Below are 21,810 nucleotides of genomic sequence, written 5' to 3' on the forward strand. Positions count from 1 at the left end.
ATTGTTATTGAAAAATAATTGTCTGGTTTATTATCTGTTAACTCTTCTTGGCTTAACAGCTGCTTCAGGAATATCCTGAACAGTTCTAAATCCGATATAGCTTCTTGCTGAATCTTTTCTTTCCCAATCTCTGGCCCCCGTCATTAACGCATATCCTATATCTTTCCAAGATCCACCTCTTACAGTTTTCTTAGTATCCTTTTTATCTTTAGTAGAAGGATTTAATGTAGAAGAGAATCCATATGAAGAATTGTTATATGCAGATTCTGTCCATTCAGAAACGTTTCCAGCCATATCAAATAACCCAAATCCATTTTTCTTAAATTTCTTAACTGGAGCTGTATATGTATAAGTACCTTTTTTCTCGTCTTCCATGTAGTTACCTCTCTTAGGTTTAAAGTTTGCCAGGTAGCAACCTCTATCATCCATTAGGTATGGACCTCCCCAAGGGTAAGTAGCATTTTGCATTCCCCCTCTTGCAGCATATTCCCATTCAATCTCGGTAGGAAGACGGAACTGCAATGGTCTTTGTTTTTTTCTTTTTAAACTTTCGTTGTAATCAGTTTTCAATTTAGATCTGAAGTTACAATAAGCTCTTGCCTGATCCCAAGTTACACCAACTACCGGGTAGTTTTTGTAAGCCTTGTGCCAGAAATATTGTTCGAATAATGGCTCATTGTAAGCAAAGTGGAAATCCTTTACCCAAACAGTCGTATCAGGATAAATCGCAATACTTTGACTCTTTAGGTAATTGGCTCCTCTTTCATTATCTGCAAGTGCAGCATCCATATCTCCCCAACGGTAAGTATATTTAAGTTTACTTACGTCTAAAATTCTTTCGTTTCCAATTCTTGAAGAAGCTGGTAGATACAGAGATTCTAAAACTTCTGCGTATTCTACATCCGGATATTTTGATGTGCTCCAGTGTAAAGGAATTTTCCAGTCTAATCTTTTGCTTGCATCATAGCTTCCGTCTTCTCGGCCACCCTGGCCTTCCATATATTCTTGATAAGGTGTTAAGTTTTCTTCTTTTTTAGCAAGGTATGCGTAGTCTCCTATGCTAGCTCCTTTACGCCCTCCTTCATCACCACCTTCTCCGGCAGCTTCAGCAAGTAGAGTTCTCGCAATAGAGTCTCTTACATAGTTAATGAATACCCTGTATTCTGAATTGGTAGTTTCTGCTTCATCCATGAAGAAAGAAGAAACAGTAACTGTCTTCAATGCTGCTTTTTCAGGTGTATTTGTTGGATCCTGATCTGCTAGACCAGCAACAAATGAACCTGCAGGAATTGCAACCATTCCGTATGGTCTTTCCGCAACAAATGATTTCGTTTTTTCTCTTGGTATCAATTCTCCTTTTGTTCCAGGCTTCCCTACAGAAGAGCTGCCACCACCAGAACAAGATACCGATGCTACCGACGCAGACAATAATAAAAGAAATATCCTTTTCATGTTAATTTTTATAATTAAGCCGTAAATATATAATTTTTTTAAGAAACTTTTAAGATTTTTTTTGAAATAACGGAAGAAATCTAAATTTATTTTATTTACAACTACTTTTTATTCCACAGTCACAGATTTTGCTAAGTTTCTCGGCTGATCTACGTTTGCACCTCTATATACTGCGATATAATAAGCAAGCAACTGTAAAGGCACTGACGCCACGATAGGAGAGAAACATTCTGATGTTTCTGGAATTTCAATAACATAATCTGCCATTTCGCTAACCTGACGGTCACCTTTATTAACGACAGCAATAACTTTTCCTTTTCTTGCTTTAATTTCCTGAACATTACTCACAATTTTATCATAGTGTCCTTTTTTAGGAGCTATAATAACAATTGGCATATTTTCATCGATTAGCGCAATTGGACCATGCTTCATTTCTGCAGCAGGGTATCCTTCAGCGTGGATGTAAGAAATTTCTTTTAATTTTAATGCACCCTCCAATGCTGCAGGATAGTTGTATCCTCTTCCTAAATAAAGGAAGTTTGTTGCTTTTACGAAGTCTTTTGCAATTTCCTGAGTTAGTTCATGAGTTGTTGCTAATACTTCTTCAATCTTCTTAGGAATAGCATCCAGTTCAGCAATTAAGCTCATAAATTCAGCATTACCCAAATTTCCATTATGCTTACCTAGCTTGAAAGCAATTAAGGTAAGGATGGTAAGCTGTGCTGTAAATGCTTTTGTAGAGGCAACTCCAATTTCAGGACCAGCATGCGTATATGAACCGGCGTCTGTAATTCTTGCAATGGAAGAATCCACCACATTACAGATACCATATATAAATGCACCTTTTTCTTTTGCCAATTTTAAAGCAGCCATTGTATCTGCTGTTTCTCCTGATTGAGAAATTGCGATGACAACGTCTTTATCGGTGATAATAGGGTTTCTGTATCTGAATTCTGAAGCATACTCTACTTCAACCGGAATTCTTGCATACTCCTCAATAAGGTATTCTCCGATAAGTCCTGCATGCCATGAAGTACCACATGCTATAATAGTGATTCTATTAGCATTTTTGAACCTTTCTAAATGATCCCAGATTCCAGCCATCTTGATAATTCCCTCATCTACAAGAAGTCTCCCTCTCATCGTATCGTGGATAGATTTAGGCTGTTCAAAGATTTCTTTAAGCATGAAATGCTCATATCCACCTTTTTCAATTTGCTCTAAGCTTAGTTTAAGCTCCTGAATTTCCGGCTCTATTTTAGAGTTTTCATTAATTGTTCTGATATCTACTCCCTTTTCAAGAGAGATAATAGCCATATGACCTTCTTCAAGATAGATCGCTTCTTTTGTAAACTCTACGAAAGGAGAAGCATCAGAAGCAATAAAATATTCTTTATCTCCAATTCCGATTGCTAAAGGAGAACCTAGTCTTCCTACAACCAAAACTCCAGGATAATCCTCATGAAGAACGGTAATGGCATATGCTCCATATACTTCGTTCAAGGCATATCTTACTGCTGTTGGAAAATCAATCTCAGGATTAAGATCCATAAAATACTGAACCAGGTTTACCAATACTTCAGTATCTGTTTCAGATTGGAACGTAAATCCTTTTTCAGTAAGCATTGTCTTAATCGTATCATAGTTTTCAATAATACCATTATGTACAAGTGCTATTTTTCCATTATTTGACAAATGCGGGTGAGAGTTTCTATCACTAGGAACTCCATGGGTTGCCCAACGGGTATGTCCCATACCAATTTTGGCTGTTCCTTTTAATTCTTTTGAAATATTCACCAAATCCTCTACTTTTCCTTTTGTTTTTTGTACTTCAAACTTATTGTTTGAGCCTTCTAAAACAATTCCTGCACTGTCATACCCTCTGTATTCCAATCTTCTAAGACCGTTGATTACGATCTCATAAGCATCTTGAAAACCTGTATATCCTACTATTCCGCACATATTTTTTGTCTAGTGTTTTATTGTGTTTTAATTTATTTTCTTTGTTGCATAGGTAACCATCAACTTAATTCCATACTTACTTGAAGCATCACTTCCTGTAAAAATAGCTCTGTTCGCATCGATTGCCCTTGTTGTAAATTTAGCACCAACAGCAGCCCCTTGTGCATTTTTCACAAATGTTCCCATGTTGATAAGTAATGGGTTATTTACCATATCTGCTGCAGAAACATTAGCTCCGCCCTCTACAATATTCTTCAATGTTTTTGTCACTACGAAGTCATAGTATTCAGGTTCTTGATCTTTTTTCTTACCATAGATATACATATTAAGTCCCGCAGTTACATCTGATGTAAAACTTAATTTTGAGTAATCAATCGTCGTACTACCTTCCTTATATATAAGTGGTACCAATGTAAATTTACGATCTGCATCTACAGAATGAGCATTTGTAAAGGTTAATGGATCTGCATACATTCTAATTTTTGCTCCAACAATACCTATTTTATTATCTGTAAACAACTTTTTAAGGTCAATAATTGTCTGATCAGGAATCTTAACTCCTATTGATGGTCCTCCCATTCCCTGAACAAAAAGTCTCGGATCACCCGATGGCTTACTATTGGACAATGCAGACTCAACTGGATATCCTCCTCTATTATATTCATATTGACCAATATGAGCATTCAGATTTCCTAAGTTAAAATTAAGAGTTGTTTGTGGGCGTGTTGTTGTACTGTTCTCTGTTTTATCATATTTATAGTACATGATCAGTTCCATGTCATCAGGTGAAAACTGGAAAAGATATTTATCAGTTCCTTCTACAGAAAGTCTGATACCTTTAAAGTATCTGGTAAAGTTGGAAGCATCCTGAAGTTCAGGCTTTCCTTTTTTATCTAAAATATGGGTTTTAAAGAAATCCGTATTGCTTAATTTAATTCTGAATCCAAGATTTCCGGTAAACAAATTAGCGTTATCAGATTTTTTTGTAACAGTTACCGTACTTACATTTCCATCAAAAACTCCTGATCCTAACAATTCACCAGTACCAACACTCGCATTAGAACGTTGAAATGCCTCATTATTTGCATCTAAAAATGTAGTAACTTCATGCACATTAATTGTCATGGATTTAGAAGCCCCACCTATTTTACCATATTTACGAACTGGGTAAGATTTCTTTTCGATAGAAACCGGAACTGTTTCAGTACCCACCATAAAATCATTTTTATCATATGCTCCAGGTGCTTTTATTGAATCAGTAATATAATAGGTGTTCTCCATAGTGTTGGCCGGTGGTCTTACTACCAGTACTACAGAGTCTATTTTTGGATTAGGTCCATTGAAGTCAAAATTATCCGTAGGCATTCTCAATTGAGTAACATAGGATGCTTTCTGCATTCCAAACTGGCTTTCTGTAAAAGAACCAAGAACTCCGGTAGATAAAGCTGCCCCTGTTCCACTTAGTCCGGTAATAAGCCTGGAAGCATCACTTCTGACAGTGTCATTATTGGTAATATTATAACCAATAATAGGATATGAAACTTCTTCACCCTTTGCTGCATCTTTATTAAAGAGTTGCTCACCAAGAGAATCTGGTTCTGGTTCACAATTATAAAGGATTGCACTTCCGAAAATCGCCAATAAAAGCATGGCGAAAGTCTTTTTAAGATTATGAGTCATTAAAAATGTGTTTTTAATAAAGTTGGTTTATAGAATCTACGTCAAGATACTCAGACTTTTGAATCGTCGTTTCGTTAAAAGCCTTATCAAGGTCTTCATCCAGGAATTCATCTCCTTTTACAACGGCATCTACATAGTTCATACTTTCGATAACAAAACTTTTGATTGTTGGGTTATCTAACGCTTTTAATCCTGAAATATTATCGAACTTAAGCTTTTCATCAATCTTTTTATCAAGGTCTGCATCTTTCTCATTGTATAGGGAAAGAACAATTTTAGCATCCTTGAAGTAAGTATCTGATTCGTAGTAAGTCTTAAGATAAATTGGAACAAAAGAAGACATCCATCCATTTAAATGAATTACGTCCGGAACCCAATTCAGCTTCTTGATTGTTTCAATAACACCTCGGGCAAAGAAAATAGCTCTTTCATCGTTATCGTCGAAAGGAGTTCCTTCATCATCGAAATAATATTGCTTTCTTTTGAAGTATTCTTCGTTGTCAATAAAGTAAACCTGAAGTCTTTCCCCCGGAAGAGACGCTACTTTAATGATTAGAGGCTGATCCAGGTCATTGATAATAATGTTCATCCCTGAAAGACGGATCACCTCATGAAGTTGGAATTTTCTCTCACTTATTTGTCCAAATCTTGGCATAAAAACTCTTACATCATTGCCTTCATTGTGCATCTTAAGTGCCATTTTGTTTACAACAGCAGCCATATTCGTATCTTCTTGGTATGGATACATCTCTGTCGTAATGTACAGTATTTTTTGATTCGGCATAAATTTTCTATCTAGTTTTTGTAAAAATGCTTTAATGTGCAAAATTACAAAAAAACATCCAACATTATTTTAATTAACATTTTTTTACGAAATTTCCCTTTTCCAAACTATTAAAAACACACTTTATTATATGATATTTTTAGTATTTTTGAATAAGTATTAAAATAAACTATGGAAGTTATAAAAAACAGGAAAATCCTTCAGGACTTCATTGAAAGACAGAAGGAAATGGGAAAAAAAATTGGCTTCGCCCCTACAATGGGAGCTCTGCACAAAGGACATCTTTCTCTGTATGAAGAAGCAAAAAAGGAGAATGACCTTGTTATTTCTTCAATTTTTGTAAATCCTACCCAATTCAACAATCCTGAGGATCTTGAAAAGTACCCAAGAGACATTAACAGGGATATTTTAATCCTGGAAAACTCCGGACTTGTAGATGCTGTCTATATCCCGGAAATAACAGATATTTACCCTGAAAAAGCAGAAAGCCAGCATTATGACTTTGACGGATTGGAAAATGAAATGGAAGGAAAATCCAGACCTGGGCACTTTGACGGTGTAGGAACTGTTGTAGAGGAGCTTTTCAGACAAATACAGCCTGATGCAGCCTACTTTGGCGAAAAGGACTTTCAGCAGCTTGCCATTATCAAAAAAATGGTTGACAAGAAGCACATCCCCGTTAAAATAAAAGGAGTTTCTATTTACAGAGCAGAAAACGGATTGGCATTAAGCTCAAGAAACCAAAGACTTCATGAAGATAGAAAAGAGGCCTCAAAAATCATTTATGAAACTCTAAATAAGGTAAACGACTGGTTCAAAACCGTTAGCATACCAGAAATTAAGGAACGGGTAGAAGATATATTTGATGAACAACAAGGAATGCAGCTTGAATACTTTCTAATTGCGGATGAAAATACTTTACAGGAAACTGACTTCTTCTATAAGGACAGAAATTTCAGAGCCTTTATTGTAGTGGTTGTAGATGGGGTAAGATTAATTGACAACAAGCATTTGGATTAGTACAACAATACATTTATTCTTTATAAAACAAGAACTCTGATGGTAATGTCAGAGTTTTTTTGATTTATTGTAATAAGAACCAATCAGCCAAATAAGTATGGGAGAGAAAAATAATACCATAGAAAATGTTCCTGTTGCAATATTTCTAATAATCTCATTTTCTATTTCAAGAAATAATAGACAAAAAAATTCAAATCCTATTATAGACCCACCTCCCACAATATAACCATATGATCTGGTCTCTTTAAATTTTATTTTTTCCCTATTGGATTTTATATAGGCACGAATTATGTGATATAAAAAAATCACAAAGAAAATTCCTGCAGACAATAATACGACAACAATCATCCAGGCTAATTCTTCATCAATGACACTAATATCACCCATATTTTTTTACAATTGATTATTAATACAAAAATCAAAGGCCTCTTGAAAGAGACCTTTGAAACACCAAATCACAAAATATTAATATGAAAAAAATTTACTTTTCAGTAAACTTGTGACCCGGCTGGGATTCGAACCCAGGACCCATACATTAAAAGTGTATTGCTCTACCAGCTGAGCTACCGAGTCGGCCACAATTAAAATAAAATTGCTTTTCTTATAATTATAAAAATTTTCTTTGCAGTGCCTGCGACTGGACTCGAACCAGCACATCCTTAGGAAACCACCCCCTCAAGATGGCGTGTCTACCAATTTCACCACGCAGGCAATAAAATTACAAGTACCGTAATTTTATTGCTAGTGACCCGGCTGGGATTCGAACCCAGGACCCATACATTAAAAGTGTATTGCTCTACCAGCTGAGCTACCGAGTCGGCCACTTACCTAACAAGTTTTCATTTAAGTAATGTCCCTTGTTTTAAGTGGTGCAAAGATATGACTTTTTTCTTTATCTCAAAACTTTTTCGCAAATTTGTTTAAAAAAAATTCATGATAATTTCACTGATTGGATACATGGGGTGTGGCAAATCTCACATTTCCAAAATATTAAGCGAAAAAATAGATTTTAAACTGATCGATCTTGATAAAGAGATTACCCGAAGGAACAAATTAACCATTCCTGAAATATTTGAAAAAAAAGGGGAAATTCACTTTAGAAAGCTTGAAAGAGAAGCTCTTGAAGAAATATTAGCTTCTGAAGAAAATGTAGTTTTAAGTCTTGGCGGAGGAACTCCTGTATATTATAACAATATGGAGATCATCAACCATAACTCTAAAAGTATATTTCTAAGGGCTTCCGTGGGAACTTTGGTGGAGAGACTTTCCAAACAGAAAGAAAAAAGACCGATTATTGCCAATATTTCGGATGAAGATCTACCGGAATTCATAGCCAAACATCTATTTGAAAGAAATCAATTTTACAGTAAAGCTCAGTTCAGCATAGGCACAGATGCCAGAGAACCGGATGACATTGTAAAAGAAATCATAGAAAAGCTCTATCACTAGAGCTTTTCTATTTTCATTTTAATCTTCACTTTCGGTATCATCTGCTGTTTCTCCGAAGAAGTCATCCCAGTCTGTAAAGTCCGCGGCAATATCATTTCCTACATAATCATCCATGTCTCTTCTGTCTTTTTTCGTAGGCCTTCCCTCACCTTTGTTTCTGTAATAATCTTGTGACATCTTACGAAGTTTCAGAAGTTCATATTGTTCTTTATCCGTTACATCCTGTATATGCAGTGGAACTAATTTTGCCCCAATTCTACTTTTAGGAATCTGGATCACTTTTATTTTATAATCAATTTGATTCTTGCGGATTTTAATAACATCTCCTTCTTTTACCTCCTTAGACGACTTTACGGCAGAGGTTCCTATGGAAACTCTATTCTTTTTAATCTCCTCTGACGCAATATTTCTAGTCTTATAAAAACGAATGCTCCACAAAAATTTATCTATTCTCATAATTTTTTATACTTTTGCCGTTATATTATTTGTAAAGTAATTAAAGTTTTTTGAAATGAAAAAAATATTTTTATATATCCTTGCGGGATCTTTGTGTTTTTCTGCATGTAAAAAAGATGATGAATTGGAATATTATGTAGAGCCGGAAGACATCAACGTCCAGAATAGCTATGATGAACAGGCTATTAATAAATTTATGGATGAAAATTATCTTGATGTACAAGGAAATATAAAACCTTTCAGTGCTACCGATACTGCTGATGATAAGGAAAAGAAATTATCTGCACTAGACGTTAAGAAGCTTCCTTCAGGAACAATTTATATCATGAGAAATGGAGCACAACCAGCTCCGGCTGATGCACAGCCAATTTTAGAAAAAAGTGTTATTAAAATAATGGGTAGGGGTTATTCTTACCTAGCTGCTGATAACAATGGAAGTGTAGTATTTACAGCAAAATCTGCATTTTTAAATACAATAGACGGAAGTACTCTTCCTTTAGTAGATCCAATGTATTACTACGTAAAAGACAAAATAAAAACAGATGCTACTACACCAGCAGCTCAACAATCAAGTTATTATGAAATAGCAGGTTTCAAAGAAGCATTACAAAAATTCAGTGGCTTTAAAGATCTTCCAAGTGAAGCTCCTTACAACCTGCAAGGGGTAATCATAGTACCATCTAAGGCAGCTTTTGCAAGAAATGCCCATTATCAATACCTAGGACAAACCTACAGAAACAAGTCTTTTGTTTTCAACTTCCAGATCTATGGAAGCAGAGAAAGACTTGAAAGTGAAAAATAAAATACAAACCGCCACGAAAGGCGGTTTTTTTTATTTATAAACATTGTATCATACATTTTCACAAAGTTTAATTAACGGCTTTAAAATGCTATTTTATGCGCTGAAAAATCTATCAGAAACTCATCCTTATTTTACCTTAAATCTGGTTCACTACATTTAATACTAAGACCAAAAAAAACCAGAATAGAAAAACATCTACTCTGATTTTTTTGTATTTAAGCTATCTGTTCAGGATAACTTTATCTATTCTGTTATTAAGGCCTTGCTTTTTGCTTTACATTTCCTAAAATATCTGGGAAATACAAATCCGCAAGATGGTCGAATTCATCTCCTCTCATAAACATTGTTGCATCTACTTCTTCATAAGAACTTCTTCCGGCAGCAGCAATCAGCTCATTGCAGGTATGAAGCGTATTTTTATGGAAGTGATATACTCTTTCACTCTTATCAGTAACATCCAATCCTTTGATAAGCATTTTATCCTGTGTAGCAACTCCCGTAGGACAGTTGTTAGAATTACATCTTAATGCCTGAATACATCCTAGAGAGAACATAAATCCTCTTGCATTGTTACACATATCTGCTCCCATGGCCACCGCTCTTAAAATATCTAAACTTGTAAGGACTTTACCACTGGCAATTACTCTTAATTTATGTCTAAGATTATAATTGTTCAATGTTCTGTTTACAAATATCAACGCAGGTTCCAAAGGCATCCCTACTCCATCTGAGAATTCTGGTGGTGCTGCACCTGTTCCTCCCTCTGCTCCATCAATAGTAATGAAATCTGGGTAAATCTTCAGTACATTCATTTGTACACAGATATCTTCAAATTCTTTTGTATCACCAATGCAAAGCTTAAATCCAACTGGCTTTCCTCCTGAAAGTTCTCTTAATTCCTGTACAAACCTCAACAATCCGGCTGCATCAGAAAAAGACGTATGTGATGGTGGTGAAATAACAGTCATACCAGGTGTTACGTGACGAATTGCAGCAATTTCCGGAGTATTTTTCACTCCAGGAAGAACTCCTCCGTGCCCTGGTTTTGCTCCCTGTGATAATTTGATTTCTACCATTTTCACATTAGGTAGTGTTGAGTATTTTGCAAATAATTCAGGATTAAATTTCCCTTCATCATCACGACATCCAAAGTATCCTGTTCCAATCTGCCAACACAAATCTCCTCCTTCCATATGGTAAGGTGAAATTCCTCCTTCTCCTGTATTATGATAAAAGTTCCCTTTTTTGGCACCTCTATTCAATGAAATCTGTGCCCTGTCACTTAACGCTCCAAAACTCATTGCTGAAATATTAAACAGGGAGGCATGGTAAGGCTGTGTACACTGTTCTCCTCCTACCCAAACTCTTGGGAGTTCCTCTGAGGGAGATTTAGCATAAATAGAATGTTTAATTCCCTCATATTTTCTATGATTAACCTCTAGCTGTGTTCCAAAAGCAACTGTATCACTTAAGTTTTTAGCACGTCTGTATACTGCAGAACGCTGATTTCTTGGAAAAGGCTTACCATCGGTCTCCCTTTCGATGAAATATTGCTGCATTTCCGGTGAAATACTTTCGAAGAAATACCTGAAGTACCCCAAGACTGGGAAGTTCCTCAAAATAGCATGTTTCGATTGGTAAGCATTGTAAACACCCAATGCATAGATTGCGGATAGCAGCGTCGGTATCCAATAATGCGCTCTGATTAGTAATGCTACAGCCCATGTAGCAAGTACTAATACAATTCCCCAAGATAAAAACTTATCTCTCATGAATGTAGTATTTAAAGTTAAAAATAAATTTAGTGGAAATTTTGCAAAGAGCCTATGCTTTTGCTAAAAAGTTTTGGTAAGAAGATTGCACAGAAACTGTGCCATCTGACAGGATTTTTTCTAAATTTAGAAATTCAATTTGATTTACGAATGCAGAATCAAAGTCTTTCTGAACTCTCACATAGTTTTCTGTAAAGCCGAACATTTTCCCGTCTTTATTTTCATGCTCCCAAAGTACAGGAAGCGTTTTTCCTAGCTGAGTCTGATAAAATGCCATTTTTTTCTTTTCAGAAAGAATTCTAAGCATTTTATTACGTTTTTTTCTTTCTGCAATTGGAACAACATCACCCATTGCTGCAGCTTCTGTATTTTCTCTTTCAGAATAAGTAAATACATGAAGATAAGTAATTGGAAGTTCATTAAGGAAATTATAGGTTTCCATAAATTTTTCTTCTGTTTCTCCGGGGAATCCCACAATCACATCCACACCAATGGCTGCATCAGGCATTACCTCACGGATTTTATTTACTCTATCATTATATAGCTTAGTCAGGTAACGGCGCTTCATTTTTTTCAATAAGTCATCGCATCCGGACTGTAAAGGAATATGAAAATGCGGAACAAAGCTTCTGCTTTTAGAAACCAGCTCTATACTTTCATTCTTTAAAAGATTAGGTTCAATGGAAGAGATACGGATTCTTTCGATTCCATCTACTTTATCCAGTTCAGAAATAAGATCAAGAAAAGTATGTTCGTGTCTTTTGTTACCGAACTCACCTTTACCATAATCACCAATATTTACACCGGTAAGTACAATTTCCTTAATGTCTTTAGCTGCAATTTCTGTAGCATTTTTCAGAACATTATCAATGGTATCTGAACGAGAAATTCCTCTTGCCAAAGGAATGGTACAGTAAGTACACTTATAGTCACATCCGTCCTGAACTTTCAGGAAAGCTCTTGTCCTATCACCAATAGAATAACTTCCAATAAAGAAATCAGTTTCTTCAATCTCACATGAATGAACAATTCCTTCATTGTCTGTTTTTTCTAAATCGTCAAGGTAGCTTAGAATATTGAATTTTTCCTTAGCTCCCAAAACAAGATCAACCCCTTCAATCTGTGAAATTTCTTCAGGCTTCAATTGTGCATAACATCCTACAATAACAACCAGTCCCTCAGGGTTAGCCTTCATTGCTCTTTTTACATGCAGTTTACACTCACGGTCAGCATTTTCTGTTACCGAACATGTATTGATTACATAGATATTTGCTCTTTCATCAAAGCTTACCTTATCATAACCTGCATCTGTTAATTGACGGGCAATAGTAGATGTTTCTGCAAAGTTTAATTTGCAGCCCAGTGTATGAAACGCGGCAGTTCTGTGAAAAGTAGACATTTGTTACTCCTGAATTTTATGGGTGCAAAGATAGTAATTTTAATAATAATCCAAGATTGATTCAGTCTATTGTTTATATTCATCCCTTACTTCAGGGCTGTTTTGAAAGCAAACCGGTGATGAATTGATATCCGAATCCGCACTTGAAAATTTATTTTTCATTTCATTATTAAACTCCTGGGACTTGTTTCTAGCAATGGAAAGGGTGTTCCAGTCATTATTTTTTATCATTTTGGCAATATAAACAATCTGTCCGATATGGTAAGGGTAATGAGCCAACTGCCGGAAAACAGCATCAATAACAAGATGTGACTCGCCTCTTATCTTAATTATTGAGTAAAGATTTTCATCATTGATCTGATCTAAGGCATTAAAGAAACACGCCCAGCCTTTTTCCCAATATTCAATAACTTCAGCCTTGGTTTGAAATGCACTTACAAATTCTTCATCACGATGGCGCCAGGATTTCTCACCGTCTTCCGTTAAAAAATTAGTCCATCTCGACAGCATATTACCCGCGATGTGCTTTACAATTACTGCTATAGAATTACTTTCTTCATTATACTGCCAGAAAATCTGTTCATCAGATAACTGGCTAAATGTTTTATCACCAAGAGATTTATAATACTCAAAGCGCTTTACAAAAAGGTCTTTCATTCTTTTTATTTTTAATAACTAATGTAAAAAGAAGTATAGATAAAAACCACCTCTTCCGAAGTGGTTTTATCTATTCATTATATTTATGGCATAAGGTTATTCCCTGTTTTTAACCAGTACCCAACCTGTAAATTTAACAGGAGTATTTTTCTTATTATTTTCGTTCCATAATACGGAATACCAATACGTTCCTGTAGGCACTCTCCTACCTCCAACAGTTCCGTCCCATTTGTATCCATTTAGTTTATCTGCCTGATGAATCTTTGTTCCATATCTGTCAAAAACATTGATGATGAGGTTTTGTTTTCCGCTCAGCGCAGAATAATCGATGACATCATTGATTCCATCGGCATTTGGAGTAATTACGTTAATTAAATTCGGGACAACAATTTCAACAACAATAGGGTCACAGTCATAGGCATCCTTTACAAATATCTTATAATCCCCCCTTGGAAGATTGCTAAAAACATTGGAATCCTGCCAAACAATATTATCCAGAGAGTATTTGTAAGATGGATTTCCTCCTATTACCGATACTGTAACTGAATTGTTTGTAACATCAATACTGGAAACAACCGGTTGTTCAGATGCTCCCACCTTTACAGTTTGTGTGGTAATGCATTCTCCGGTTTTAAGTTTTACCCAATAAACCCCGATTCCTACATTAATGGTCTGAGTTGTAGCTCCTGTACTCCATTCATAGCTCTTAAAGCCAGGTCCAGCATCCAGTATGGTCTTATCCTCAGCACAAATTATTTTATCTTTAAGGACAGTAGAATATACCGGCGGAATTACTACCAGAGTAACCTTTGCTATAGCATAACAGCCTTGATTATTTAAAACCCTTATATACACTACTCCATTCGGGGCTATATACGCTGCAGGAGTTGAAATTTCATTAGTTTGATTAATTGCATCAAACAAAGACGGGTAGTATTTTTTTACTGTATTTTGTGGGCCCGTTACTGAAGCATTTATAAGATTAAATGAAGCTGTAGCCGGATTAGTTTCAATAAAACACGATCTCAGGGTAGTTTCATTTACAACCACTACAGGATGGAATTTTAAAGTAATCTTAGCCACCGAAGCACACCCAAACTCGGAGGTTACTTTCACATAGATGGTTCCCTCAGCAGATACAAAAGCTGTAGGTGTCGTAATTTCATTGGTTCCGGCATTAAGGTCTGCCATAGTATGATAATACTTCTTGGCTACATTTGGAATGCCTATAACATCAGCCGTTGTCAGGTCAAATAATGCCGTTCCCGCATTATTATTGTTACACTCGGTTAAAGTTGCATTTTTAACCGTAATGGATCCATCTTTGAATTTGAACTTTCCAACCTGTTTACACTTATTGAGCGGATTACTGGGGTTAGTTGCGTCTGTATAGCTTATACTATAATAGAAAACCGTGGTGGTATTTACTGTTATTGGATTGGCAATAGGATTATTCCCTGTTAAGGCATCATTCTGAGTAGTATGATAGCTTACACTAAAATGTTGATTTCCATTTATAATGCCTGGTGATAATGTAGAAAAATCAAACAAACCAGAACTGAAACAAATAATAACCTCTCTGGGGTCTGCAGGATTAGCTGCTGAAATACCTGGAGGAATAAAAGGATAAGTCTGAATATTTGGATCCGTAAATGGTGATGCCAATGTTGCCGTTCCTCCCCATGTCAAAGAGAATGGAGCCGTTGTACTACTTGTACTACTCACCCAGTTATCGATAAATAAATAATAGGTTTGCCCCGGTAAAACATCCAAATATCTGCAATATGGGGTAGCAGAACCTCCCAGAGCATTAGTAATCGTACTTGTCATATTTAATCCTGTAGCAGGTCCGGGTCCTATAACAGTTGCTGCATTACAACGTATTGGTGCTCCCAAACTTCCACAGTTTACATTAGGACCAAAAATAGCCCAATCATAATCGGCATCCGGATTATTAGGAATCAGATTAAAGGTAAGGGTTCCTCCGGTAGCAATCGTAATTTTATACCAAATTGAATTATGCTCGCCCGTTGCATCCAAGCAGCTCCCAGAATTCACCAATTCCTTGATGGTGCCATAACCTGACGGGCTATAGGTAATATTTGAGTTACCACAAACAGCCAGTGCCGATGCACAATCTGCCTGAGAATAAAAAGCATGGGAAATGCATAGAAGAATAAAGAGTAAAATTTTTCTCATAGATATATCGTTTTTATGGTTGAATCAATTAGTAGTCAGATAAATACCCAACCCACACCAAATATACCTATAATTTAATCACAAACAATAAAATTCCAATAACTTTGAAATATTTCAAATCAATACGTGAATTTTTTACTAATAATACAATAAATACCCTTATTTTATACTTGTCATATTCCCACAAAGATTTTCAAGATGAAAGATTTTATGAAAGGGGCTTTTAACTTCATTCAAATGTTCCTTATCCTGAATGAAAGTATATCGGGAAGCAATAGAATTCATATCTGAAACAATTACCAGCCAACATTCATCTACAGAAGTGTCGTAGTAAGGAAATTTTTCATTTTTCTTTTCGATAAGCTCCAGAATTTTCTCGGAACATAATTCATCAAAAAGGTTCATACTGTATTCATGGGTAATAAAGACATTTCTTCGGTGAAAAGATTTTCTCACACTTTTTACACACCCTATTCCTTTATTTCTTTTAATACTTTTATAGATACTGATAATATTTTCTTCCTGCTCCTCTATATGATCAAACTTTATATTAGGATGAAATTCTAAAAAATAAACACCACGGTATTTCGTGGTGTCTTCTTGTTCTAATAATATTTCTGCCTGGCGGAACATTTTATTCAAAGTGCTTTCCACTTTTTTCATTTCCAAATGATTGATTACTTCAGTCAATTCTATTCCGATTTTTTTATCGTTTAGCTTTGCGATAAAGTCGGGACTCTCACAGGTAAAGTTTTCAAATTTCACTTCGGGAAAATGATGCATAAAAGAGTTGAGAAGAAGAATCTCTGATTTTTTCCGATATTTTTCACGATCATGAAGCGGAGACTCGTCTATGGTACGGTGATATTTTTCTATGGGCTTTTTTTTCAAATGCCTGTTCAGGTAATACAAACTCAGATTCTTAATCAAATCTTCCTCAGAAAATGTCTTTTTCATGTGTGATTTTTTTATTTAATTAGAACACATGCAGCCATTGGCCTTCACCGTTAAAAGTTTTTGATAATCAAAATTTTACACTCTTAAAGGTAAGTAAAAAAACTATTCAACACCTACTTTTAAAATTAATTTATCGATTAATTAATGTAAAGTTTATTTTCATAATCAATACCTTTGCTTCTTCTAACACAAATAAGCATTTATGGATTTCAGGAATTTTAAAATACCCTACCACATCAATCCCCAATATTCAAAAAGAACCGCCTATTTTTCAATGGAATTTGCCCTTGAGCAGGTATTAAAAATATATTCAGGAGGACTTGGTTTTCTGGCAGGTTCTCATATGAGGAGTGCCTATAACCTGAAACAGGATCTTATCGGAATCGGTATTCTTTGGAAATTCGGCTACTATGATCAAGCGAGAAACCATGACCAAACCTTACAACCGGTTTGGACAAGAAAAATGTACAGCTTTCTTGAAGATACAGGAATACAATTTCAAATCGAAATCCACAGTGCTCCTGTTTGGGTAAAGGTCTGGTACCTAGATCCTGAAATTTTCAATACAGCACCTATGTTTTTTCTTTCTACAGATGTTCCTGAAAACGATTATGTTTCCAAAACAATCTGTCATAAATTATATGACGCCAATGAATCCACAAAACTCGCGCAGTACATTTTGCTAGGAAAAGGAGGTGCAAAATTACTGGATGAAATGAACATTGAAAGAGATGTTTACCACCTGAATGAAGCCCACGGACTTCCTGCAGCATTCTATCTGTTAAAAAAATATAATGGTGACCTAAACAAGGTTAAAGAAAAACTGGTTTTCACCACCCACACTCCTGAAGAAGCCGGAAATGAAAAGCATAATTTTAAGCTATGCTACGACATGTCTTATTTCTCAGGGTATAGCATGGATGAGGTAAAAAGCATTGAAGGAATTGATGATGAACGTTTCAACCACTCTCTTTGTGCATTAAAAATGGCAAGAATTGCCAATGGTGTTTCACAGCTTCACGGTGTAGTTTCCCGAGCCATGTGGAATAAATATCCCGGAATCTGCGAGATTACATCCATCACCAATGCACAGGAATTTAAATACTGGGCAGATAAACCTCTTTACAATGCAAAGAATGAAAACGATGACACTGTTTTCGATTACCGCAAAAAGCATCTGAAGAAAAAATTATTCAGCATTGTTGCAGACCAAACCGGAAATTTATTCAATCCCAATATTTTTACCATTGTCTGGGCCAGAAGATTTGCAGGCTATAAACGCGCAGATCTACTTTTACATGACAAAGACAGATTCTACAGGCTTCTGAACAATCCAAAATATCCGGTGCAAATTATTTGGGCAGGAAAACCTTACCCAATGGATTATTCGGCTATTTCTACTTTCAATACCTTGGTTGAAGAAAGTAAAAATTACAAAAACATGGCTGTTCTTACGGGCTATGAACTTTCTTTAAGTAAATCATTAAAGCAAGGTTCGGATCTATGGCTAAACAACCCTAGAGTTCCGAGGGAAGCTTCTGGAACTTCAGGAATGACTGCTGCAATGAACGGATCTGTTAACTTTTCCACAGATGATGGCTGGATTCCTGAGTTTGCAAAGCATGGAGAAAACTCATTCATTGTACCCAAGGCTGATTATCAGAATATGAGCATTTATGAACAGGATAACTATGATTTGAACAAATTATATGAAATCCTTGAAAACGAAATTCTTCCAGCCTATTATGACAATCCTGAGCAATGGAGAAAGATTCAGCAAAATGCTATGAACGATGTAAAAGATCAGTTCAATAGCGATAGAATGGCTGATGAATATTATAGAATACTTTATAATCAAGCAGAATAGAAAAATACTCCGCTCATACCTATTTTTTACGTTTATGTGAATTAGGTTATTTGCTCTTTAATAAAAAATGCCTGAAAAATTTTTCAGGCATTTTTTATTAAAATTATTTACTTTTTTTCTTTGGAGGCACTTTCAACCCTTTTTCTCTTGCTTCAGAAATACCAATAGCTATGGCTTGCTTTCTGCTGGTCACTTTCTTTCCGGAAGAAGATTTTAACTTTCCCTCCTTGAATTCGTGCATCACTTCTCCTACTTTGTCCTGAGCTTTATCTGAATATTTTGTCTTGCTCATCATAAGATTTTTAAGATTTTGGCAGGGATACCCCTAATTCATAAACTTTGGCATGTTTCAAATACTTCGAACGCTCTCTTGATGTTACCGATTCAAAGTGGTCATTTTTGATCACAATGATAGGATCTTCTATATTTTCAATTTCGAAATTGGCAAAATATCGTTCATCCGGACTTGTTTTATCGTTATTTGCCTTAATTTTCTGCAGTTCCTCTGCATATTTTCTAAATCCGGGATCAGATGAGTGGATAAATTTGTATTCATCGCCTGCATACACATAGTAATGAAGTTTTTTTTCTATCAACCCAGCTTCATCCATAATCTCAGGATTATCGGTACCACCCTTAAACCCCACTTCCACTAATATTCCACCTTTCTTGTGGGCGTATTCTGTGGCATCATCAAAACTGGAAAAACCTGTATAGACAATTTGGTCGTTCAATACATATCGGTTCAGTTTCTGGTTGTATGCATTCGTTTCCATAATTATTCTTTTTGATTTGATTTATAATTATATATATTCAATTTTTCTGCCAAATTATCTTTTTCTAAAAATTTCACTATCTGATGATTTTTTTAATTACTTTAGATTTACTAATAAAAAAATATTTACCATGAAAAATTTCAAAAAAGTTTCAAGACTACAATTAAAGGAAGTACATGGCGGAGTTTTGCCAGGAATGAGAAGATGCGTAGATGGGGTTACCTGTAAACTAAGAATCTGGTGGATTGGAGGAATAGAAGAAGTTCCGTGTAATTCTTCTTATCCAACCTGTGCTCCCGAGGGGTATTATCCTCCAGAAACAGGAGATCAGGTACAATTTATATAGCCAATTAGCATAAAAAGATCAGGACATTAGTTCCTGATTTTTGTTTTATATTGTTATGTAAGTAAGAATTATTAAATTTGGAATCATTAAAATTAGAAATGAAAAAAATACTTTTAACTCTTACTATAGCAGCTGCATTTCATAATGTGTCTGCACAGGAAATTACTTTAGACAAAATATATTCAGGATATTATCGTGGCAAAGGCATTGCCGGGATTACTTCCATGAAAAGCGGTGAAAATTATCTGGTCATTGAACCAACCGGAATTGCGAAGTATTCTTATAAAACGTCTCAAAAAGAGGGAAACATTGTAGATGGAAACTTCGAAAGCTATGAATTTTCTGATGATGAATCCAAAATCCTTTTACTGAAAGAAAGTCAGCCTATCTACAGACATTCTTTTCTGGGAAAATTTGAAGTCAAGGATTTAAAATCAGGAAAGATAATGAGTGTCAATGATGGAAAGCCTGTACAGGAGCCAAGATTTTCACCTGATGCGACAAAAATTGCTTTCATTTCTGATAATAATTTATTCTTTCAGGATCTTAATTCCGGAAAGATTACCCAAATCAGTAATGATGGAAAGAAAAATTCAATCATCAATGGTTTGGCGGATTGGGTGTATGAAGAAGAGTTCGGGCATGCAAGACAGTATGAATGGACTAAAAACTCTGATGCCATCGTATTTGTAAAATCTGATGAAAGCCAGGTTCCGGAGATTTATATTCCTATCTATGGAAAAAATCTTTATCCAGGAGAAATGCGTTACAAATATCCTAAAGCAGGAGAAAAAAATTCTATTGTTTCTGCACAGCTATACCGTCTAGATACTGGAAAAACGATGCCATTGAATCTGGGTTCGTTCAAAAATTATTATATTCCTAATGTTTTGCAAACAGCAAAGCCTGATGAGGTTGTTTTGATTACTTCCGAAAGAATTCAAAATGCTTCGGATATTTTAAAAGTAAATACTAAAACAGGCGCTGTTCAGAAATTATTTACTGAAACAGATGATAAATGGATTGATACAGACAGCCCTACAATGGAATTTCTTGAAGATGATTCTTTCCTTTGGGCTTCCGAGAGAGACGGAAATCGTCATTTATACTGGTATGACAAGGATGGTAAGCTTAAAAAGCAGATTACTAAAGGAAATTGGGAGGTAACCGATTATTATGGTTACAATCCAAAGTCTAAGGAAATCTATGTTCAGACTACAGAAAAAGGAAGCATTAATAAGGTTGTTTCTAAAGTAAATATCGAAAGTGGTAAGTCTCAGCTTATCTCTAATGCAGAAGGAAATAATTCTGCCAATTTCAGCAAAAATTACAATTATTTTATTGAAACATCTTCTACTGCTTCAAAACCATATACCTATGTTTTAAAAGATGGAAACGGGAAAACAGTAAAAGAACTTCAAAATAACAATGACCAGCTTCAGAAATTAAAGTCTGATAATTTTGTTGAAAAGGAATTCATTACGATTCCTAATGCGGTAGGTGACCAAATGAATGCATGGGTGATGAAGCCTAAAAATTTTGATCCTAACAAAAAGTATCCGCTATTTATGTTTCAGTATTCCGGCCCAGGGTCTCAACAGGTTGCTAACTCTTGGGACAATGGTAATGCTATGTGGTTCAATCACCTTGTACAAAAAGGGTATATTGTTGCTTGTGTAGACGGACGTGGAACAGGTTACAAAGGAGCAAAATATAAGAAAGTTACTTATATGAACCTTGGAAAATATGAAATTGAAGATCAAATTACAGCAGCAAAATGGTTCGGAAACCAATCTTATATTGATAAAGGCAGAATCGGAATGTTCGGATGGAGTTTTGGTGGTTACATGACCAGTTTAGCAATGACAAAAGGTGCCGATGTTTTCAAAATGGGTATCGCAGTAGCTCCTGTAACCAACTGGAGATATTATGACTCAGTATACACGGAGAGATTCATGAGAACCCCTCAGGAAAACCCTGATGGATATGACAAAAACTCTCCTACAGAATACGCTAATTTATTGAAAGGGAAATTCCTTTTAATCCACGGAACGGCTGATGATAATGTACATTTCCAAAACTCTATGGAATTATCTGAAGCTTTGATTCAAAATAAAAAACAGTTTGATTTCATGGCTTATCCAGATAAAAACCACGGAATCTACGGTGGACAGACAAGACCACAACTGTACCAGAAAATGACAGATTTTATCTTGAGTAATTTATAATCAC

Annotated in this window: 19 protein-coding genes and 3 tRNA genes; 6 read left to right on the forward strand and 16 right to left on the reverse strand. The window is 35.5% G+C overall.

Translation table 11 applies throughout. The annotated features are described in order from the left end of the window. Window positions 1-30 precede the first annotated feature (30 nt). The 4 genes from gldK to SCA31_RS11175 form a co-directional block, all read right to left on the reverse strand. Window positions 31-1,452 carry a gliding motility lipoprotein GldK gene (gldK, locus tag SCA31_RS11160; protein ID WP_106917273.1) on the reverse strand — a complete coding sequence of 474 codons (1,422 nt, stop codon included), beginning with the start codon at window positions 1,450-1,452 and terminating at the stop codon, window positions 31-33. Between the two features lie 108 nt (window positions 1,453-1,560). Further along, window positions 1,561-3,414, reverse strand: a complete 1,854-nt coding sequence (gene glmS / locus SCA31_RS11165) for a glutamine--fructose-6-phosphate transaminase (isomerizing) (protein WP_410697076.1) — start codon at window positions 3,412-3,414, stop codon at window positions 1,561-1,563. A gap of 27 nt (window positions 3,415-3,441) precedes the next feature. Next, window positions 3,442-5,094: a DUF4270 family protein gene (locus SCA31_RS11170; RefSeq protein WP_410697078.1), complete on the reverse strand. Its 1,653-nt coding sequence runs from the start codon at window positions 5,092-5,094 to the stop codon at window positions 3,442-3,444. A 13-nt stretch (window positions 5,095-5,107) separates the two neighbouring features. Further along, window positions 5,108-5,878 (reverse strand): glycogen/starch synthase, encoded by a 771-nt coding sequence (locus tag SCA31_RS11175; RefSeq protein WP_065396536.1) that lies wholly within the window; start codon window positions 5,876-5,878, stop codon window positions 5,108-5,110. 171 nt (window positions 5,879-6,049) lie between these two features. On the opposite strand from SCA31_RS11175, the gene panC reads away from it, so the two are divergent. Next, window positions 6,050-6,898 carry a pantoate--beta-alanine ligase gene (panC, locus tag SCA31_RS11180; protein ID WP_410697079.1) on the forward strand — a complete coding sequence of 283 codons (849 nt, stop codon included), beginning with the start codon at window positions 6,050-6,052 and terminating at the stop codon, window positions 6,896-6,898. Window positions 6,899-6,946: 48 nt separating this feature from the next. On the opposite strand, the gene SCA31_RS11185 is transcribed toward panC, so the two are convergent. The 4 genes from SCA31_RS11185 to SCA31_RS11200 all read right to left on the reverse strand — a co-directional run bounded on the left by SCA31_RS11185 (window position 6,947) and on the right by SCA31_RS11200 (window position 7,716). Continuing rightward, entirely contained in the window at window positions 6,947-7,285 is a 339-nt protein-coding gene (locus SCA31_RS11185) for a hypothetical protein (protein WP_410697080.1), read from the reverse strand. Between the two features lie 113 nt (window positions 7,286-7,398). Beyond that, a tRNA-Lys gene (locus SCA31_RS11190) sits at window positions 7,399-7,471 on the reverse strand. A 55-nt stretch (window positions 7,472-7,526) separates the two neighbouring features. Continuing rightward, window positions 7,527-7,609: transfer RNA gene (locus SCA31_RS11195), tRNA-Leu, on the reverse strand. A 34-nt stretch (window positions 7,610-7,643) separates the two neighbouring features. Next, window positions 7,644-7,716 (reverse strand) — tRNA-Lys (locus tag SCA31_RS11200). A 115-nt stretch (window positions 7,717-7,831) separates the two neighbouring features. On the opposite strand from SCA31_RS11200, the gene SCA31_RS11205 reads away from it, so the two are divergent. After that, entirely contained in the window at window positions 7,832-8,347 is a 516-nt protein-coding gene (locus tag SCA31_RS11205) for a shikimate kinase (protein WP_410697081.1), read from the forward strand. A gap of 18 nt (window positions 8,348-8,365) precedes the next feature. On the opposite strand, the gene SCA31_RS11210 is transcribed toward SCA31_RS11205, so the two are convergent. Next, a complete protein-coding gene (locus SCA31_RS11210) occupies window positions 8,366-8,803 on the reverse strand; it encodes an RNA-binding S4 domain-containing protein (RefSeq protein WP_410697082.1) in 438 nt (145 codons plus the stop codon). Between the two features lie 55 nt (window positions 8,804-8,858). On the opposite strand from SCA31_RS11210, the gene SCA31_RS11215 reads away from it, so the two are divergent. Beyond that, window positions 8,859-9,605, forward strand: coding sequence for a hypothetical protein (locus tag SCA31_RS11215; RefSeq protein ID WP_410697083.1), 747 nt, complete (start codon window positions 8,859-8,861; stop codon window positions 9,603-9,605). A gap of 254 nt (window positions 9,606-9,859) precedes the next feature. Here the strand turns inward: SCA31_RS11215 and SCA31_RS11220 are convergent, their stop codons facing one another. The 5 genes from SCA31_RS11220 to SCA31_RS11240 all read right to left on the reverse strand — a co-directional run bounded on the left by SCA31_RS11220 (window position 9,860) and on the right by SCA31_RS11240 (window position 16,589). Then, the gene (locus SCA31_RS11220; RefSeq protein ID WP_410697084.1) at window positions 9,860-11,377 is read right to left on the reverse strand and encodes an FMN-binding glutamate synthase family protein; all 1,518 of its coding nucleotides are present in this window, start codon (window positions 11,375-11,377) and stop codon (window positions 9,860-9,862) included. Between the two features lie 52 nt (window positions 11,378-11,429). Then, window positions 11,430-12,776: a tRNA (N(6)-L-threonylcarbamoyladenosine(37)-C(2))-methylthiotransferase MtaB gene (mtaB, locus tag SCA31_RS11225; protein WP_410697086.1), complete on the reverse strand. Its 1,347-nt coding sequence runs from the start codon at window positions 12,774-12,776 to the stop codon at window positions 11,430-11,432. Between the two features lie 66 nt (window positions 12,777-12,842). After that, window positions 12,843-13,433: a DUF1572 family protein gene (locus SCA31_RS11230; protein ID WP_410697087.1), complete on the reverse strand. Its 591-nt coding sequence runs from the start codon at window positions 13,431-13,433 to the stop codon at window positions 12,843-12,845. 96 nt (window positions 13,434-13,529) lie between these two features. After that, a complete protein-coding gene (locus SCA31_RS11235) occupies window positions 13,530-15,632 on the reverse strand; it encodes a T9SS type B sorting domain-containing protein (protein ID WP_410697088.1) in 2,103 nt (700 codons plus the stop codon). A 159-nt stretch (window positions 15,633-15,791) separates the two neighbouring features. Beyond that, complete coding sequence (locus SCA31_RS11240) at window positions 15,792-16,589, reverse strand: hypothetical protein (protein WP_410697089.1); 798 nt, start codon at window positions 16,587-16,589, stop codon at window positions 15,792-15,794. Between the two features lie 202 nt (window positions 16,590-16,791). On the opposite strand from SCA31_RS11240, the gene glgP reads away from it, so the two are divergent. Beyond that, window positions 16,792-18,456, forward strand: a complete 1,665-nt coding sequence (glgP, locus tag SCA31_RS11245) for an alpha-glucan family phosphorylase (RefSeq protein ID WP_410697090.1) — start codon at window positions 16,792-16,794, stop codon at window positions 18,454-18,456. A 103-nt stretch (window positions 18,457-18,559) separates the two neighbouring features. On the opposite strand, the gene SCA31_RS11250 is transcribed toward glgP, so the two are convergent. Both SCA31_RS11250 and SCA31_RS11255 read right to left on the reverse strand, forming a co-directional pair. Next, window positions 18,560-18,748 carry a DUF6496 domain-containing protein gene (locus SCA31_RS11250; RefSeq protein WP_106917286.1) on the reverse strand — a complete coding sequence of 63 codons (189 nt, stop codon included), beginning with the start codon at window positions 18,746-18,748 and terminating at the stop codon, window positions 18,560-18,562. A gap of 10 nt (window positions 18,749-18,758) precedes the next feature. Then, window positions 18,759-19,232, reverse strand: coding sequence for a hypothetical protein (locus SCA31_RS11255; RefSeq protein WP_410697092.1), 474 nt, complete (start codon window positions 19,230-19,232; stop codon window positions 18,759-18,761). Window positions 19,233-19,362: 130 nt separating this feature from the next. Here SCA31_RS11255 and SCA31_RS11260 point away from each other — a divergent pair, with 130 nt between their 5' ends. Together SCA31_RS11260 and SCA31_RS11265 are read left to right on the forward strand one after the other, a co-directional pair. Continuing rightward, on the forward strand, window positions 19,363-19,578 hold the full coding sequence (locus SCA31_RS11260) for a bacteriocin-like protein (protein WP_410697093.1): 216 nt from the start codon (window positions 19,363-19,365) through the stop codon (window positions 19,576-19,578). A gap of 98 nt (window positions 19,579-19,676) precedes the next feature. Beyond that, entirely contained in the window at window positions 19,677-21,806 is a 2,130-nt protein-coding gene (locus SCA31_RS11265; protein WP_410697094.1) for a S9 family peptidase, read from the forward strand. Window positions 21,807-21,810 lie beyond the last annotated feature (4 nt).

Source organism: Chryseobacterium sp. SIMBA_028 (assembly GCF_046535285.1).
In the GTDB taxonomy this organism is placed as follows: domain Bacteria; phylum Bacteroidota; class Bacteroidia; order Flavobacteriales; family Weeksellaceae; genus Chryseobacterium.

Coding starts and splice junctions, on each gene's coding strand:
- gldK (WP_106917273.1), bottom strand. CDS start 1,452: ATGAAAAGGATATTTCTTTTATTATTGTCTGCGTCGGTAGCATCGGTA.
- glmS (WP_410697076.1), bottom strand. CDS start 3,414: ATGTGCGGAATAGTAGGATATACAGGTTTTCAAGATGCTTATGAGATC.
- SCA31_RS11170 (WP_410697078.1), bottom strand. CDS start 5,094: ATGACTCATAATCTTAAAAAGACTTTCGCCATGCTTTTATTGGCGATT.
- SCA31_RS11175 (WP_065396536.1), bottom strand. CDS start 5,878: ATGCCGAATCAAAAAATACTGTACATTACGACAGAGATGTATCCATAC.
- panC (WP_410697079.1), top strand. CDS start 6,050: ATGGAAGTTATAAAAAACAGGAAAATCCTTCAGGACTTCATTGAAAGA.
- SCA31_RS11185 (WP_410697080.1), bottom strand. CDS start 7,285: ATGGGTGATATTAGTGTCATTGATGAAGAATTAGCCTGGATGATTGTT.
- SCA31_RS11205 (WP_410697081.1), top strand. CDS start 7,832: ATGATAATTTCACTGATTGGATACATGGGGTGTGGCAAATCTCACATT.
- SCA31_RS11210 (WP_410697082.1), bottom strand. CDS start 8,803: ATGAGAATAGATAAATTTTTGTGGAGCATTCGTTTTTATAAGACTAGA.
- SCA31_RS11215 (WP_410697083.1), top strand. CDS start 8,859: ATGAAAAAAATATTTTTATATATCCTTGCGGGATCTTTGTGTTTTTCT.
- SCA31_RS11220 (WP_410697084.1), bottom strand. CDS start 11,377: ATGAGAGATAAGTTTTTATCTTGGGGAATTGTATTAGTACTTGCTACA.
- mtaB (WP_410697086.1), bottom strand. CDS start 12,776: ATGTCTACTTTTCACAGAACTGCCGCGTTTCATACACTGGGCTGCAAA.
- SCA31_RS11230 (WP_410697087.1), bottom strand. CDS start 13,433: ATGAAAGACCTTTTTGTAAAGCGCTTTGAGTATTATAAATCTCTTGGT.
- SCA31_RS11235 (WP_410697088.1), bottom strand. CDS start 15,632: ATGAGAAAAATTTTACTCTTTATTCTTCTATGCATTTCCCATGCTTTT.
- SCA31_RS11240 (WP_410697089.1), bottom strand. CDS start 16,589: ATGAAAAAGACATTTTCTGAGGAAGATTTGATTAAGAATCTGAGTTTG.
- glgP (WP_410697090.1), top strand. CDS start 16,792: ATGGATTTCAGGAATTTTAAAATACCCTACCACATCAATCCCCAATAT.
- SCA31_RS11250 (WP_106917286.1), bottom strand. CDS start 18,748: ATGAGCAAGACAAAATATTCAGATAAAGCTCAGGACAAAGTAGGAGAA.
- SCA31_RS11255 (WP_410697092.1), bottom strand. CDS start 19,232: ATGGAAACGAATGCATACAACCAGAAACTGAACCGATATGTATTGAAC.
- SCA31_RS11260 (WP_410697093.1), top strand. CDS start 19,363: ATGAAAAATTTCAAAAAAGTTTCAAGACTACAATTAAAGGAAGTACAT.
- SCA31_RS11265 (WP_410697094.1), top strand. CDS start 19,677: ATGAAAAAAATACTTTTAACTCTTACTATAGCAGCTGCATTTCATAAT.